This window comes from Tatumella sp. JGM91 (assembly GCF_018257575.1).
Taxonomy (GTDB): domain Bacteria; phylum Pseudomonadota; class Gammaproteobacteria; order Enterobacterales; family Enterobacteriaceae; genus Tatumella; species Tatumella punctata.
The window spans coordinates 50,262-65,230 of the sequence record NZ_JAERJP010000019.1; the positions used below are offsets into that span (position 1 = coordinate 50,262).

Annotated in this window: 12 protein-coding genes and 1 pseudogene; 10 read left to right on the top strand and 3 right to left on the bottom strand. The window is 52.0% G+C overall.

Annotation, left to right across the window (positions count from 1 at the left end; translation table 11 throughout):
* Positions 1 to 43: 43 nt before the first annotated feature.
* From hisS to JK198_RS13225, 5 genes are all read left to right on the top strand, one after another.
* Positions 44 to 1,318 (top strand): histidine--tRNA ligase, encoded by a 1,275-nt coding sequence (hisS, locus tag JK198_RS13205; protein WP_212708070.1) that lies wholly within the window; start codon positions 44 to 46, stop codon positions 1,316 to 1,318.
* 39 nt (positions 1,319 to 1,357) lie between these two features.
* Entirely contained in the window at positions 1,358 to 1,975 is a 618-nt protein-coding gene (locus JK198_RS13210; RefSeq protein WP_212708069.1) for a YfgM family protein, read from the top strand.
* Between the two features lie 19 nt (positions 1,976 to 1,994).
* A complete protein-coding gene (gene bamB / locus JK198_RS13215; protein WP_212708068.1) occupies positions 1,995 to 3,176 on the top strand; it encodes an outer membrane protein assembly factor BamB in 1,182 nt (393 codons plus the stop codon).
* Between the two features lie 172 nt (positions 3,177 to 3,348).
* Positions 3,349 to 4,836, top strand: coding sequence for a ribosome biogenesis GTPase Der (gene der / locus JK198_RS13220; RefSeq protein WP_212710730.1), 1,488 nt, complete (start codon positions 3,349 to 3,351; stop codon positions 4,834 to 4,836).
* A gap of 51 nt (positions 4,837 to 4,887) precedes the next feature.
* Positions 4,888 to 5,103 (top strand): zinc ribbon domain-containing protein, encoded by a 216-nt coding sequence (locus JK198_RS13225; RefSeq protein WP_212710729.1) that lies wholly within the window; start codon positions 4,888 to 4,890, stop codon positions 5,101 to 5,103.
* On the opposite strand, the gene JK198_RS13230 is transcribed toward JK198_RS13225, so the two are convergent.
* A complete protein-coding gene (locus JK198_RS13230; RefSeq protein WP_212710728.1) occupies positions 5,068 to 6,006 on the bottom strand; it encodes an AraC family transcriptional regulator in 939 nt (312 codons plus the stop codon). The genes JK198_RS13225 and JK198_RS13230 overlap by 36 nt on opposite strands.
* A gap of 76 nt (positions 6,007 to 6,082) precedes the next feature.
* Positions 6,083 to 7,480, bottom strand: a complete 1,398-nt coding sequence (gene xseA, locus JK198_RS13235; protein WP_212708064.1) for an exodeoxyribonuclease VII large subunit — start codon at positions 7,478 to 7,480, stop codon at positions 6,083 to 6,085.
* Between the two features lie 159 nt (positions 7,481 to 7,639).
* On the opposite strand from xseA, the gene guaB reads away from it, so the two are divergent.
* From guaB to JK198_RS16845, 3 genes and pseudogenes are all read left to right on the top strand, one after another.
* Positions 7,640 to 9,106: an IMP dehydrogenase gene (guaB, locus tag JK198_RS13240; RefSeq protein WP_212708063.1), complete on the top strand. Its 1,467-nt coding sequence runs from the start codon at positions 7,640 to 7,642 to the stop codon at positions 9,104 to 9,106.
* A 66-nt stretch (positions 9,107 to 9,172) separates the two neighbouring features.
* Positions 9,173 to 10,753 carry a glutamine-hydrolyzing GMP synthase gene (gene guaA, locus JK198_RS13245; RefSeq protein ID WP_212708062.1) on the top strand — a complete coding sequence of 527 codons (1,581 nt, stop codon included), beginning with the start codon at positions 9,173 to 9,175 and terminating at the stop codon, positions 10,751 to 10,753.
* 206 nt (positions 10,754 to 10,959) lie between these two features.
* Positions 10,960 to 11,497: pseudogene (locus JK198_RS16845) on the top strand (IS3 family transposase); the annotation flags it as partial.
* A gap of 64 nt (positions 11,498 to 11,561) precedes the next feature.
* Here JK198_RS16845 and JK198_RS13255 read toward each other — a convergent pair.
* A complete protein-coding gene (locus JK198_RS13255; RefSeq protein WP_212710726.1) occupies positions 11,562 to 12,443 on the bottom strand; it encodes a LysR family transcriptional regulator in 882 nt (293 codons plus the stop codon).
* Positions 12,444 to 12,538: 95 nt separating this feature from the next.
* Here JK198_RS13255 and JK198_RS13260 point away from each other — a divergent pair, with 95 nt between their 5' ends.
* Entirely contained in the window at positions 12,539 to 13,519 is a 981-nt protein-coding gene (locus tag JK198_RS13260; protein ID WP_212708060.1) for an aldo/keto reductase, read from the top strand.
* A gap of 42 nt (positions 13,520 to 13,561) precedes the next feature.
* Positions 13,562 to 14,746 carry an MFS transporter gene (locus tag JK198_RS13265; RefSeq protein ID WP_212708059.1) on the top strand — a complete coding sequence of 395 codons (1,185 nt, stop codon included), beginning with the start codon at positions 13,562 to 13,564 and terminating at the stop codon, positions 14,744 to 14,746.
* Positions 14,747 to 14,969: the final 223 nt, after the last annotated feature.

Sequence of the window (14,969 nt, forward strand, 5' to 3'; positions counted from 1 at the left end):
AGGTATGATGCCGGACAGGTTTTTTGTTTTAAGAGATTTTGACGTGGCGAAGAATATCCAGGCTATCCGCGGAATGAATGATTATCTGCCAGCAGATACCGCACTTTGGCAACGAATTGAACAGGTCCTTAAGCAGGTACTGGCGGGTTATGGTTTCAGCGAAATCCGTCTGCCGATTGTTGAACAAACACCTCTGTTCAAACGTGCGATCGGTGAAGTTACCGATGTCGTTGAGAAAGAGATGTATACCTTTGATGACCGTAATGGCGATAGTCTGACGCTGCGTCCTGAGGGCACTGCCGGTTGTGTACGTGCGGGTATTGAGCATGGTCTGTTATATAACCAGGAACAGCGGTTATGGTACATCGGGCCGATGTTCCGTTATGAGCGTCCGCAGAAAGGGCGCTACCGTCAGTTTCATCAGATTGGTGCGGAAGTTTTCGGCCTGAAGGGTCCGGACATTGATGCTGAGCTGATTATGATGACAGCCCGCTGGTGGAAAGCTCTGGGTATCGCTGAACATGTCCGTCTGGAACTGAACTCTATTGGCTCGCTGGAAGCCCGTGCAAACTACCGTGATGCACTGGTCGCTTTTCTTGAGCAGCATAAAGAGGCTCTGGATGATGACTGTAAACGCCGTATGTACAGCAATCCGCTGCGGGTGCTGGACAGTAAAAACCAGGATATTCAGCAACTGCTGAACGATGCACCTCAGTTAGGTGACTACCTGGACCCGGAATCACGTGAACACTTTGATGGTCTGTGTGCCTTACTGGATGATGCCGGTATCAGTTACACGGTCAATCAGCGTCTGGTCCGCGGGCTGGACTACTATAACCGCACTGTATTTGAATGGGTGACCAACAGCCTGGGTTCACAAGGGACGGTATGTGCCGGTGGACGTTATGATGGTCTGGTAGAACAACTGGGTGGCAGAGCAACGCCGGCCGTTGGTTTTGCGATGGGACTGGAACGTCTGGTACTTTTAGTTCAGGCAGTTAACCCGGATTTTGAACCGACCCGTAAAGTCGATGTCTATGTTATCGCTTCAGGTGCCGGTGTGCAGTCAGCAGCGATGCAGCTGGCCGAAGATCTGCGTGATGCCAGCGCGGAAATGAAAGTTATGACCAATTTTGGTGGCGGTAACTTCAAAAAACAATTTGCCCGTGCCGATAAGTGGGGAGCCCGGGTGGCCCTGGTGCTGGGTGAAGAGGAAGTGAAAAACAACCAGGTTGTGATCAAAGACCTGAGCTCCGGCGACCAGCAAACCGTTAACCGGGATGACGTATCTGGCGTATTACTGAACGTATTACAGTAACCGGCAGATATTATTAAGCTTTGACAGGAGTAGGATGGCGTGGAAGTTTACAGCACAGAACAGGAACAGACTAATGCTCTCAGACATTTCTTTACCAGTAATGGTAAGGCACTGGCAGCAGGATTAGTAATTGGTATCGCAGCCCTGGGTGGCTGGCGTTATTGGATGAGCCATCAGGAAAGTAATGCCCTGGAGAGTTCAGCCCGTTACCAGCAACTGTCTGAGGCAATGAACGCTGATAAACCGGAAACACTGGAAGCCGTTGCGGCTTTTGTTAATCAGACTCAGGGTTCTTACGGCGCATTAGCCGCTATGGACCTGGCGAAGATTTATGCAGACACAGGTCATCCTGATAAAGCGGCTGTGCAGTTACAGCAGGGCATTAAAGACAGCGATGATGCGAATCTTCAGGCGGTAATGCGCTTACGTCTGGCACGTTTGCAGTTGCAGCAGAATCAGGCTGATGATGCGCTAAAAACCCTCGACAGTATTAAAGGGGATAGCTGGACGGCTCTGTCTGCGGATATCCGCGGTGAGGCTTTGTTGAGCAAAGGCGATAAAGCCGGGGCCCGGGCAGCCTGGAGCAAAGGTATTGATTCTGATGCTTCACCTGCACTGAAACAAATGATGCAGATGAAATTAAATAATTTAAGCTAAGACGGTAAAGAGAGAGCGCATGGAATTACGTAAATACCTGCTGCCGGGACTGTTTTCGGTCACTTTGCTCAGCGGTTGTTCGCTATTCAGTGGCGAAGAAGATGTGGTGAAAATGTCGCCACTGCCTAAAGTGGAAAATCAGTTCACGCCGGTTCAGGTGTGGGATAAATCGGTAGGAGACGGGGTGGGTGATTTCTATTCCAACCTTCACCCTGCATGGCAGGACAATACAGTCTATGCTGCCGATCGTTTTGGTATTGTTGAAGCACTGGATGCCGATACCGGTAAGCAGAAATGGAAGGTTGACCTTTCCACCCGTACCGGATTCTTCTCTTCGAATATTTCGGCAATGCTGTCCGGGGGGATTACCGTTCAGGGTGGTCTGCTATACATCGGCAGTGAACACGGTGAAGTTTTTGCCCTGAATAGCAGTGACGGTTCAGTTGCATGGAAAGTGCCGGTTGCCGGTGAAGCTCTGTCGCACCCGGTGGTCAGCGACGGGCTGGTATTAATCCATACCAGCAATGGCATCCTGCAGGCCCTTGACCAGAATACCGGCGCCAGTAAATGGATGGTCAATCTGGATGTGCCGGCACTGTCGTTACGCGGTGAATCCGCGCCAGCGGTTGCTTTTGGTGGCGCGATTGTCGGTGGTGATAACGGCCGTGTCAGTGCGGTCATTATGAACCAGGGCCAGATGATTTGGCAGCAGCGTATTTCTCAGCCAGGCGGTGCAACCGAAATTGATCGCCTGAGTGATGTGGATGTAACGCCGGTTATTGTTAACGGGGTTGTTTACGCGCTGGCGTATAACGGTAACTTATCCGCGCTGGACTTGCGTTCAGGGCAAGTACTGTGGAAACGTGAAACCGGTGGCGTAAAAAATATTATTGTCGATAATGGCCGTATTTATCTGGTTGACCAGAACGATCGTGTCGATGCCGTCGCGACTGATGGTGGTGTTGCTATCTGGCGTCAAAGTGAATTACTGCACCGTAATCTGACTGCACCGGTACTGTATGACGGTTATCTGGTCGTTGGTGATGCAGAGGGCTATCTGCACTGGATCAATACTGCTGATGGCCGCTTTGTTGCTCAGCAGAAAGCAGACAGTTCCGGTTTCCAGACCAACCCTATTGTAGCCGGAGATAAGCTGATTATTCAGGCGAAAAAAGGTGAGGTTTACGCGTTTAAGCGCTGAGTAACGGTTAAAAATACGGTATAGAAATACCTGCTAATGACGGCTCCTGTGATACAGGGGCCGTTTCGTTTTTCTTCGACCTGAAGATTTTCTGCTGAATAGTCTGAACTCTGCATCAGGAATCGTTATAATCTCCGGATTCGGTCGAAATTTTTTGTAATGAGGCTTTATTATGGTACCTGTGGTCGCGCTTGTTGGACGCCCCAACGTAGGAAAATCCACTCTTTTTAACCGGTTAACGCGTACCCGCGATGCGCTTGTAGCGGATTTCCCTGGTCTGACACGTGATCGTAAGTACGGACGCGCAGAAGTTGAGGGCCAGGAATATATTGTTATTGATACCGGAGGTATCGATGGCATGGAAGAAGGCGTTGAAAACCGGATGGCTGCCCAGTCACTGATGGCCATCGAAGAGGCTGATATCGTCCTGTTCCTGGTCGATGCCCGCGCCGGGGTGATGCCTGCCGATGAACAGATTGCCCGGCATTTACGTACCCGTCAAAAACCTACCTTCCTGGTGGCGAACAAAACTGACGGCATGGACCCGGATAATGCCGTACTTGATTTCTACTCACTGGGAATGGGCGATATTCATCCGATTGCTGCAACCCATGGCCGCGGTGTGCATAACCTGCTGGAAGCGGTACTTGAGCCGTGGATGGAAACCCCGGAAATTGAAACTCTGACGGAAGAGCAGGAAAATGCGGCATACTGGGCCGCCCTGGAAGCCGAAGAGAATGACACCATTCCGGAAGATGAAGAAGACGACTTTGATCCGACGACCCTGCCGATCAAACTGGCGATTGTCGGCCGTCCGAACGTCGGTAAATCAACCCTGACGAACCGTATTCTCGGCGAAGATCGGGTGGTGGTTTATGATATGCCGGGTACCACCCGCGACAGTATTTATATTCCGATGGAACGTGATGATCGTGAATATATATTGATTGATACTGCCGGAGTTCGTAAACGCGGTAAAGTGACTGATACGGTAGAAAAATTCTCGGTCATCAAAACATTACAGGCAATTGAAGATGCTAACGTTGTCCTGCTGGTGATTGATGCCCATGAAGGTATTTCAGATCAGGATCTTTCTCTGCTGGGCTTTATCCTTAACAGTGGCCGTTCGCTGGTTATTGTCGTCAATAAATGGGATGGTCTTTCTCAGGAAATCAAAGAGGAAGTTAAAGAAGCCCTCGACTACCGGTTAGGGTTTATTGATTTTGCCCGTGTTCACTTTATTTCTGCACTGCATGGCAGTGGTGTAGGTAACCTGTTTGAGTCAATAACCGAAGCCTACGACAGTTCGACCCGCCGGGTGAATACTTCACTGCTGACCCGTGTGATGAACATGGCTGCAGACGATCACCAGCCGCCACTGGTTCGCGGACGACGTGTAAAACTGAAATATGCTCATGCCGGTGGGTATAATCCCCCGATTGTGGTGATCCACGGGAATCAGGTAAAAGACCTGCCGGATTCTTATAAACGTTATCTGATGAACTATTTCCGCCGTTCACTGAATGTTATGGGCACACCGATCCGTATTCAGTTTAAGGAAGGGGATAACCCGTATGCAGGTAAGCGTAATTTACTGACGCCGACCCAGCAGCGTAAACGTCAGCGTCTGATGTCACATCTGAAAAAGAATAAGCGTTAATTATCGGGAAAGAGGGCTGTTATGCCCTCTTTTTTGATCAGGAGAATGCATATGACTTTGTTATGTTGTCACTGTCAGTCAGAGCTCACCACACAGGGGGAAGCTCTGCACTGCCCACGCTGTGGTATTGACTTCCGCAAGGTTGCTTACTGTCCTGAATGCCGTACACCGCTGCAGGTACTGAAAGCCTGCGGCGCGGTCGACTTCTTTTGCCAGCAGCATGGCCTGCTGTCATCCAGCCGGGTGCTCTGGCTGGCTGAGGCGTAAGGCGGGGCCGGGTGGCTGCTCAGCACTGAGTGGCAGGTAAATATCCGTGATCAACTGATGCTCTGAAACCTGGTGTACAAAATTATGGTAGTGAAAATATAACGGGAAATCACGCAAGGTCTCCCCGCTGCCAGGCAGCCAGTCGCGATAGAGTGACTGCGCAATCCCGGTCAGCTGGTCGTGGGATCCCCGGTGCCGGACTACCGCACAGCGGCCGCCCGGGATGGTACTGTTCAGGACACCATAACTATTATTTTCGGGGATGGGGGCCGTCACCTCGCCGCAAATCTTAAAACGGAATCTCTGCGGGTCGCAGCATGTCGGATCATCCGGGGCAATACCAAATGTCCGGCTGCGGCTTACCGGCGATAAACCGGACGCTTTCCGCCAGGCAACAAACCGTGTCGCTGTTTCGTTAATTGCTTCCGGTGTTCCGCAGTGGGTCAGCATGGCTGTCTGTATATCCGCAACGCTAACAATCGTCACCTGTAACATGTTTTCTCTCCTCATCATCGGGGGGCGGGGCATACACTGATACCACCGCAGCCAGCCGGGCCGGTGACGAAATTCTCCGGGGGTCATTCCGAACACCTGTTTAAAGGCACGGCTGAATGATTCAGCATGTGTAAACCCCGTATCCAGCGCGATATCAGTGATTTTCTGGTAAGGATTAAATGCCAGCCGGTATGACGCATAACGCAGGCGCAGTAACTGAATATAGCGTCCGGGAGGGATCCCCGCATAGGCTGTAAACTGGCGGTGAAAATGGAAAGGCGAAGAACAGGCCACTTTGCTGAGGTTTTCCAGCAGCAGCGGCTCGCAAAGATGACTGTCGATATATTCCAGCACCCGGGTCAGGCGTTTATGGTAGTCAGTGGTATAACGTTGTTTGTCTGTCAGCATGGCATTTTCTCCTGTCGGTGGAGTATGCCGCGGGGCCAGGGGATTGTCCTGACCGATCTTGCTGAGTTAACCGCAGTTATGACTGACTGGCCGGACCGGAGGAAGGCTTACGCGTTTTTTTTGCCGGGCTGACCGGCATTGTTGCGGTGACCTCACTTTCCACCCAGCCATCGTTCAGACGGGTGCGAAGGGTATCACCGCGTTGTAACTGGCGGGTATTTTTGATGACATCACCGTTACTGCTGGTAGTAACACTGAACCCCCGTGCAAGGGTTGCCAGCGGGCTGGCACTTTCCAGCTGTACCGCCAGCGTGCCAAATCTCTGCCGGCTGCCATTAAGCTGTTTTTCCATCGCTTGCCTCAGCCGGTAGTGAACCAGACTCAGGTCCTGTGCCGCCTGATAAAGCAGTGGCTGTGGCTGGTGGCGTTGTAAACGCTGTGACAACTGTTCAAAGCGCAGGTTGTGTTTCTGTAACTGCTGCTGTAACGCCGCCTGCAGCTGACGCTGCTGTTGCAGTAACAGGTTTTGTTGTCTTGTCAGACGTAATTGCGGATGTTGCTGATGAAGGCGGTGCTGTAACTGACTGAAACTACGCTGACGACGGGCCAGGTAGTAATCCATCGCCATTTCCATCTGCTGTTGTGCTGACAGCAACTGGCGAAGCAGTTCTGTCTGATTACGGCTAATCAGCTCTGCGGCGGCTGACGGCGTCGGTGCCCGCAGATCAGCGACAAAATCACAGATAGTGATATCGGTTTCGTGGCCTACGGCGCTGACGACCGGTAATCTGCTGGCGAATATGGCTCTGGCAACCCGCTCGTCATTAAAACACCATAAATCTTCAAGGGAACCGCCACCGCGTCCGACAATTAATATGTCGCACTCATTACGCTGGTTTGCCAGTTCAATCGCCCGGACTATGGCCGGTACCGCCTCATTACCCTGAACAGCAGTGGGGTAAATAATCACCGGTAATGAGGGATCCCTGCGGCGCAGTACCTGCAGGATATCGTGCAGAGCGGCACCGGTCGCCGACGTAATTACCCCGACCTGACGGGCCGGTGAGGGCAGTGGCTGTTTATACTCCGCGGCAAACAAGCCCTCCGCCTGCAGACGGCTTTTCAGCTCGGTGAACTGTTGTTGCAGCAGACCTTCACCCGCTGGCTGCATACTCTCGACAATCAGCTGATAATCACCACGCGGGTCATACAGGGTAACCGAGGCGCGAACCAGGACCTGTTGTCCGTTCTGCGGACGAAATGAGACCCGCTGATTACTGCTGCGGAACATGGCACTGCGCACCTGAGCATTGTCATCTTTCAGGGTAAAGTACCAGTGCCCTGACGATGGCCGGGTAAAGTTGGATATCTCGGCTGTCAGCCAGATACGCCCCATTTCATGCTCCAGCAATTTGCGGACCGTTGTATTCAGGCGGCTGACAGAGAAAATTGTGGCGTTTTCGTCGTGCAACATGTGATGAAGATCAAATAATAAATCAGCGGGTTAATCAACCGATACTACAGTGACGTGAATAAGTATCAAGACTTTTTTATAAAAAAAGCTGGAGGCAAGCGTCCTGCCCCTGTATAATTCCGCTGCAATATTTTATCACTCCCAGGCCGAGATATTGCTATGCTAAGAATCATTAAAGAAGCCCTCACGTTTGACGATGTTTTACTCGTTCCTGCACACTCTACCGTCCTGCCGAACACCGCAGAACTTGGTACCCGACTGACAAAAAATATCCGTCTGAATATCCCGATGGTTTCCGCTGCCATGGATACCGTGACCGAAGCCCGTCTGGCGATTGCGCTGGCACAGGAAGGTGGTCTGGGCTTTATTCATAAGAATATGACCATTGAACGTCAGGCTGAAGAAGTTCGTAAGGTGAAGAAGTATGAAAGTGGCGTGGTCGTTGATCCGCAAACTGTACTGCCTTCCACCACGCTGCTTGAAGTTAAACGTCTGACTGAAGCGAATGGTTTTGCCGGTTATCCTGTCGTCAATGTCGATAAGCAACTGGTCGGCATCATTACCGGTCGTGATGTACGTTTTGTGACCGATCTGAATCAGCCGGTTTCTGCGGTTATGACTCCGAAAGAGCGTCTGGTTACTGTTAAAGAAAACGACTCCCGTGAAGTGGTTCTGCAAAAGATGCACGAAAAGCGTATCGAAAAAGCGCTGGTGGTTGACGATGCGTTCCATCTGCAGGGCATGATCACGGTGAAAGACTTCCAGAAAGCCGAACGTAAGCCTAATGCCTGTAAAGACAGTCATGGCCGCCTGCGGGTCGGTGCCGCGGTGGGTGCCGGTGCCGGTAATGAAGAACGTGTTGATGCGCTGGTGGCTGCCGGTGTTGATGTGCTGTTGATTGACTCTTCCCACGGCCATTCTGAAGGTGTATTACAGCGTATTCGTAATACCCGCGAAAAATACCCTGACCTGGAAATCATTGGCGGTAACGTGGCTACGGCAGCAGGGGCTAAAGCTCTGGCCGATGCCGGTGTCAGCGCGGTTAAAGTCGGTATTGGTCCTGGCTCTATCTGTACTACCCGTATTGTGACCGGCGTCGGTGTTCCGCAGATCAGTGCGGTATCGGATGCGGTGGATGCACTGGAAGGTACCGGTATTCCTGTGATTGCTGACGGCGGGATCCGTTTCTCTGGTGATATCGCCAAAGCGATTGCTGCCGGTGCATCCTGTGTGATGGTCGGTTCAATGCTGGCGGGGACCGACGAGTCTCCGGGAGAAATTGAACTGTATCAGGGCCGTTCGTTCAAGTCTTACCGTGGTATGGGTTCACTGGGTGCGATGTCTAAAGGTTCTTCTGATCGTTACTTCCAGTCGGATAATGCGGCGGATAAACTGGTTCCTGAAGGCATTGAAGGCCGTGTGGCTTATAAAGGCCATCTGAAAGCGATCATTCATCAGCAGATGGGTGGCCTGCGGTCATGTATGGGCCTGACCGGTTGTCAGACAATCGATGAACTGCGTACCAGGGCTGAATTTGTCCGTATCAGTGGTGCCGGGATTTCTGAAAGTCACGTACATGATGTGACTATTACCAAAGAAGCACCGAACTACCGTACCGGATCTTAATTTCTTTCTGTTTCCCGCGCCTGGCTGATCGCCGGGCGCTCTGTAATTTTTGCCTGGAACACTGTAATGACGACGGAAAATATTCATAAACATCGTATCCTGATCCTTGATTTCGGATCTCAGTACACTCAGCTGGTGGCACGTCGTGTGCGTGAGCTGGGCGTATACTGTGAGCTGTGGGCCTGGGATGTCACCGAAGAACAAATCCGCCAGTTTAACCCTAACGGCATTATCCTTTCCGGGGGGCCGGAAAGTACCACCGAACAAAACAGCCCGCGTGCTCCTGAGTATGTATTTACTGCCGGTGTTCCGGTTCTGGGTGTTTGTTATGGTATGCAAACCATGGCAATGCAGTTGGGGGGGCAGGTTCAGGGCTCGTCTGAGCGTGAATTTGGTTTTGCTCAGGTTGAAATTACCTCAGACAGTGCGCTGGTGAAGGGGATTCAGGATAGCCTGAACCAGGCGGGTGCGCCGCTGCTGGATGTCTGGATGAGTCACGGCGATAAAGTGACTGCGATCCCTGATGACTTTGTCACGGTAGCCAGTACCGAAACCTGTCCGTTTGCCATTATGGCGAATGAAGAAAAACGTTTTTATGGCGTACAGTTTCACCCGGAAGTTACCCATACCCGTCAGGGCCAGGAACTGCTGAAACGCTTTGTCCTGGATATTTGTCAGTGCGAAGCCCTGTGGACGCCGGCTAAAATCATCGATGATGCTGTGGCCCGCCTCAGTGAACAGGTAGGGGATGACCATGTGATCCTTGGTCTGTCAGGCGGTGTTGATTCTTCTGTGACTGCCCTGTTACTGCACCGTGCTATCGGCTCACGTCTGACCTGTGTATTTGTCGATAATGGTCTGTTACGTCTGAACGAAGCTGAGCAGGTGATGGAAATGTTCGGTGACCAGTTCGGGCTGAACATTGTACATGTCAATGCCGAAAACCGTTTCCTGGATGCACTGGCAGGTATTGATGAGCCTGAAGCGAAACGTAAAACTATCGGCCGCGTATTTGTTGAAGTTTTCGACGAAGAAGCGCTGAAACTGAATAACGTGAAATGGCTGGCTCAGGGGACTATCTACCCGGATGTTATTGAATCAGCGGCCTCTGCTACCGGTAAAGCGCATGTGATTAAGTCACACCACAATGTGGGCGGCTTGCCGAAAGAAATGAAGATGGGTCTGGTTGAGCCACTGAAAGAGCTGTTTAAAGATGAAGTGCGCAAAATCGGTCTCGAACTGGGTCTGCCGTACGATATGCTGTACCGTCATCCGTTCCCGGGACCTGGTCTGGGTGTCCGTGTACTGGGTGAAGTGAAAAAAGAGTACTGTGATCTGCTGCGCCGTGCCGATGCTATCTTTATTGAAGAACTGCACAAAGCTGATCTGTATAACAAAGTCAGCCAGGCCTTTACTGTATTCCTGCCGGTACGTTCGGTCGGTGTGATGGGTGATGGCCGTAAGTACGACTGGGTGGTATCTCTGCGTGCTGTCGAAACTATCGACTTTATGACAGCTCACTGGGCACACCTGCCGTATGATTTCCTCGGCCGTGTATCTAACCGCATCATCAATGAAGTCGATGGTATTTCGCGTGTCGTATACGATATCAGCGGTAAACCACCGGCCACCATTGAGTGGGAATGATTTCGCGTCTGGCAACAGCCTGCACGTAAAAGCAGTAAAGTACCTCTAAGCCCGCGTAACTGCGGGCTTTTTTGTGTCTGGCAGCGATTAGTAACGGGAAGTGATCCTACCCGCGTAATATCGGTAAGTTTCAAGGTCGTTGTCTGACCTTACACGCAATAGTGGGCATACGATTAAGTGAGTAAACTTTCAGCCAGAGGTGACTCATGGCAAAAGCGACATCAACCAGCAAGAAGCCCCGTAAACAAACACACACCTGAATTCCTCGATGCAGCCCGGCGTGGCTGCTGCCCGCCAGCTCAGTCTTTACGAATCGCAGTTCTGTACCCGGCGCAGTAAGTAACAGCAACAAATCACTTCTTCAGAAGGTGAAAATGAACTGGCCGCAAAAAATGCCCGGTTAAAGCGGCAACGGACAGAACGGGATGAGGAACTGGCTATTCTCCAAAAGACCGCGACAGACTTCGCGAAGCGCCTGAAATGAAGGCTGTCTTTTATTGAAAAATATCAGTCTGAGTTCAGCATCAAGGCTATGTGCCGGGTCCAGGTATCGCCTGCAGCGGCGGGTATGCCTGGTTCAAACGCCGTTACCAGGTCAGCCTGCGTCAGCCGTTCCGCCTTAACTGCGATAATGCTGTTCGCAGGGCGTTCAGTGCGGCAAAACAACAATATGGTGCGCCGCGTCTTGCAGCCGAACTGCCGGAATATAACGTGAAAACCATCGCCGTCAGCCAGCATCGCAAAAGCCAGCCGGGAGTTCAGTCCGGGCCTTGCTGTCACTTCTGGCAGAGCAGTGAGTAAAATTACGTCAGGGTAACAGTAACTGATGTTTTACTTCATCAAACAGTGCAATCAGATGATCAGCTACCACTCTTACCCGCCGGGAACCGGCAAGATCTGAATGCATCACCAGCCACAAGACCTGATCAACACCGATATCCGGGTCAACACAACGCAAATTGTGCTGCCGTGCCATAAAATGCGGCAGTACTCCGAAACCCAGGCCTGCGCTGACGGCTGAGACCTGAGAGGTCAGGGTATTTGCTGCCACACGGCAGGGTTTACCGCGTAGTTTACGCGTTACCCATTGTGCCGCGGGCAGATGCTGGTGAGAGTCTCCCCATGAAATATAGTGTGTCTCATCCGGCGGCGTATTAGCCGCACCTGTCAGGTAACTGTCAGCCGCGTAAACACCGAAACCCACTGTTCCGAGCCGTTTCAATGTAAGGTGACCGGCTTCCGGCTTCACCATACGGATTGCTAAATCAGCATCCCGCCGGTGAAGATTGACTGACTGTACACCACTGAGCACTTCCAGCCGCAGGCCGGGGTAGCGCCCGAGTAAATCTGCCAGTGATGGCATCACGAAATGGCTGGCAAGATTATCTGAAGTTGCCAGTCTGACCATTCCGGCAACATTTTCCTGCAACTTTGCATGCTCAGCAAGCGCCATGCCCGCATATTCCAGAGCTTCTGCACGTTCAAGCAGCGCTTCCCCGTCATCTGTTAAGCGATATCCGCTCTGGTGACGGCTGAAAAGTGGCACAGAGAGTGACCTCTCAAGTCGTTCAAGGCGACGCGAAATAGTGGCAATCCCGATATTCATTGTTTCAGCGGCCGCACTCAGAGTGCCAGCCCGGGCGACGGCCAGAAAGATCCGGATATCGTCCCAGTGAAAAGAAGTAGTCATTGTCTTTTTCCGTTAATGGAAACCAGCTATCCAGTTTCTGCTCTGTTTTATCATTTCAGGAAGGATGATACTGCACTCCCGATAAGGAGAGCACAATGAAATTACGACATTTAAATTCAGGACTGACGGTCACGGCCATGGGACTCGGCTGCATGGGGATGAGTGAATTTTATGGGCCACGGAATGATCAGGCGTCGATGCGGGTATTGGATTATGCGGTTTCTGAGGGGATTAACTTTCTGGATACATCAGATACTTATGGGCCATGGCATAACGAAATGCTAATTGGTGAGTTTATTCGTACCCGTAAGCCTGATATCCGACTGGCGACTAAATTTGGCATTGTTCGTCAGCCCGGAGAATACCGGCGCAGGTTGTGTAATAGCCCGCAGTATGCGCGACAGAGTTGTGAAGCATCCCTTAAACGTCTCGGTGTCGATCACATTGATCTTTACTACGTGCATCGCATCGATCCCCGTACACCGATTGAGGAAACTATGCAGGGGCTGGCGACACTGGTGGCAGAAGGAAAGATTGGACAGATTGGCTTATGCGAAGTCAGCGCTGAAACCCTGAGGCGAGCTCATGCCGTGCACCCGGTCGCTGCTGTACAGACCGAATATTCACTGTGGAGCCGCGAGGCTGAACACAGTGTATTGCCGTTGTGTAAAGCTCTCGGTATTGGTTTTGTCGCGTATTCACCACTCGGCCGCGGCTTTCTGACCGGCAGATTTCAGCATCAGCCGGTGCCCGATAAGGATTTTCGCAGTCAGTTACCCCGTTTCCAGCCCGGGAACCTGGCGAAGAACCACTCTCTGGTAGCGCTGATCAGCTCGCTTGCGGAAAGCAAACAATGCACCCCCTCACAGATAGCTCTGGCCTGGTTACTGCATCAGGGGGAGAACATTGTACCTATTCCGGGTACCTGTAATCCGCAACATCTGAGTGAAAACATCACTGCGCTTGATATACAACTGACAGTTTCCGAATTAACCGGACTGACGACCGCGCTTGAGGCTATTCCGATCGCCGGAGAGCGTTATACCGCAGAAGGGATGAAAGGAATCAATGCCTGAAATGCAACCGATTCGTTTCTCTGAGGTTTTTGAAGGTAATTTATGAATAATGAAATAGTTTTATCTGCCGGCCCGCGAGCGGTACGTGGCTGGCTGGCAGTTATTGCTTTGGGGATCAGCGCTTTTACTATTGTTACAAGCGAACTGGCACCGGTAGGGATGCTGGGAATGTTAGCCACCGGACTGCATCAGAGTGAGGCCGGGGCCGGGCTGGCAGTAACAGCCTATGGCTGGACGGGGGCGCTGGCAGCTCTGTTTTCAGCCTGGATGCCAGCCCGGTTTCCCCGTAAACCGTTACTGGTTCTCCTGATGCTGATACTGGCCGTGTCCTCATTTCTGGTAGCACATTCTCAGACAATGGGAGAATTTATTTCTGCGCGCATAGCCGGAGCCATTGCACACGGCGCGTTCTGGGCGGTCATAGGTAGCATCGTCGGCCAACTGGTGACTACCGAACAGCTCGGGCTGGCAACATCGGTGATTTTTGGCGGAGTGTCAGCCGCCAGTGTACTTGGCGTGCCGCTGGTCAGTGTAATGGCGGGGTCAGAGGGCTGGCGCTATGCTTTCAGCGCTATTTCTCTGTTATCACTGATCACGGCTTTCGCCCTGGTCTGGACACTGCCTCCGTTATCGTCACCACCCGCAGTGCAATTCAATCTATGGCGCGGACTGTTCAGAAATCCGCAACTCCCTGCATTATACGTGGCGACAGCGGTAATTATCAGCGCCCATTTTGCCGCATTCACCTATATTCAGCTTTTACTGACCGGTATTCAGGGAGTGCCGGACTCTTCCGTTTCAGCGTTACTGCTGGCTTCAGGGCTTGCCGGACTGACAGGAAATGTTATTGCCGGGAAGCTGATTGACCGTCATCTAAAAACACTAATTGCTGGCGGTTTACTGGTCTGTGCCTCAGCACTGATACTGCTGGGGATAAAATTCATTGTGCCATTGCCTGTGGCTGGTGTCACACTGTTGCTGGTACTGTGGGGCGCTGCTGTTGCCATAATCTTTGTCGGCTTACAGACATGGGTACTGCAGAGTGCCGGAGAGGCTGTACAGCCTGCGTCGGCACTTTATGTGGCAATTTTCAACGGTGCCATCGGTGGCGGAGCACTGGCTGGCGGGCAGCTACTGGCCTTCAGAGGTGTACAGGGAACAGCGTTTTTCTCTGCAGCCCTGTTGCTGACGGGGATGCTGATGGTCTTACGGCTGAAAAAGCCTTAGTCAGGGATAACAAATATCACAGGGCGCGGCCCTTAATCATCCGTGCCGGGGCATTACCTTTTACCTCTGAATGACGGTTCCCCGTATAAACGTCCGGCTCTGAGCATCTTCCTTCCGCCATCAGAGGCGGAGTCTCAGCAGCCGCACTGCGGCGGACGGGTTAAGGCCCGTGGGCGCGGGCCTTAACAATCCACGCCTTCGCGCAGTCCTCGCTGTTCCTTCG

Excerpts from the sequence above, each read along its gene's own strand:
- JK198_RS13260 (WP_212708060.1), top strand. The coding sequence starts at position 12,539 with ATGAAATTACGACATTTAAATTCAGGACTGACGGTCACGGCCATGGGA.
- JK198_RS13255 (WP_212710726.1), bottom strand. The coding sequence starts at position 12,443 with ATGACTACTTCTTTTCACTGGGACGATATCCGGATCTTTCTGGCCGTC.
- bamB (WP_212708068.1), top strand. The coding sequence starts at position 1,995 with ATGGAATTACGTAAATACCTGCTGCCGGGACTGTTTTCGGTCACTTTG.
- xseA (WP_212708064.1), bottom strand. The coding sequence starts at position 7,480 with ATGTTGCACGACGAAAACGCCACAATTTTCTCTGTCAGCCGCCTGAAT.
- der (WP_212710730.1), top strand. The coding sequence starts at position 3,349 with ATGGTACCTGTGGTCGCGCTTGTTGGACGCCCCAACGTAGGAAAATCC.
- JK198_RS13230 (WP_212710728.1), bottom strand. The coding sequence starts at position 6,006 with ATGCTGACAGACAAACAACGTTATACCACTGACTACCATAAACGCCTG.
- JK198_RS13225 (WP_212710729.1), top strand. The coding sequence starts at position 4,888 with ATGACTTTGTTATGTTGTCACTGTCAGTCAGAGCTCACCACACAGGGG.
- JK198_RS13265 (WP_212708059.1), top strand. The coding sequence starts at position 13,562 with ATGAATAATGAAATAGTTTTATCTGCCGGCCCGCGAGCGGTACGTGGC.
- guaA (WP_212708062.1), top strand. The coding sequence starts at position 9,173 with ATGACGACGGAAAATATTCATAAACATCGTATCCTGATCCTTGATTTC.
- guaB (WP_212708063.1), top strand. The coding sequence starts at position 7,640 with ATGCTAAGAATCATTAAAGAAGCCCTCACGTTTGACGATGTTTTACTC.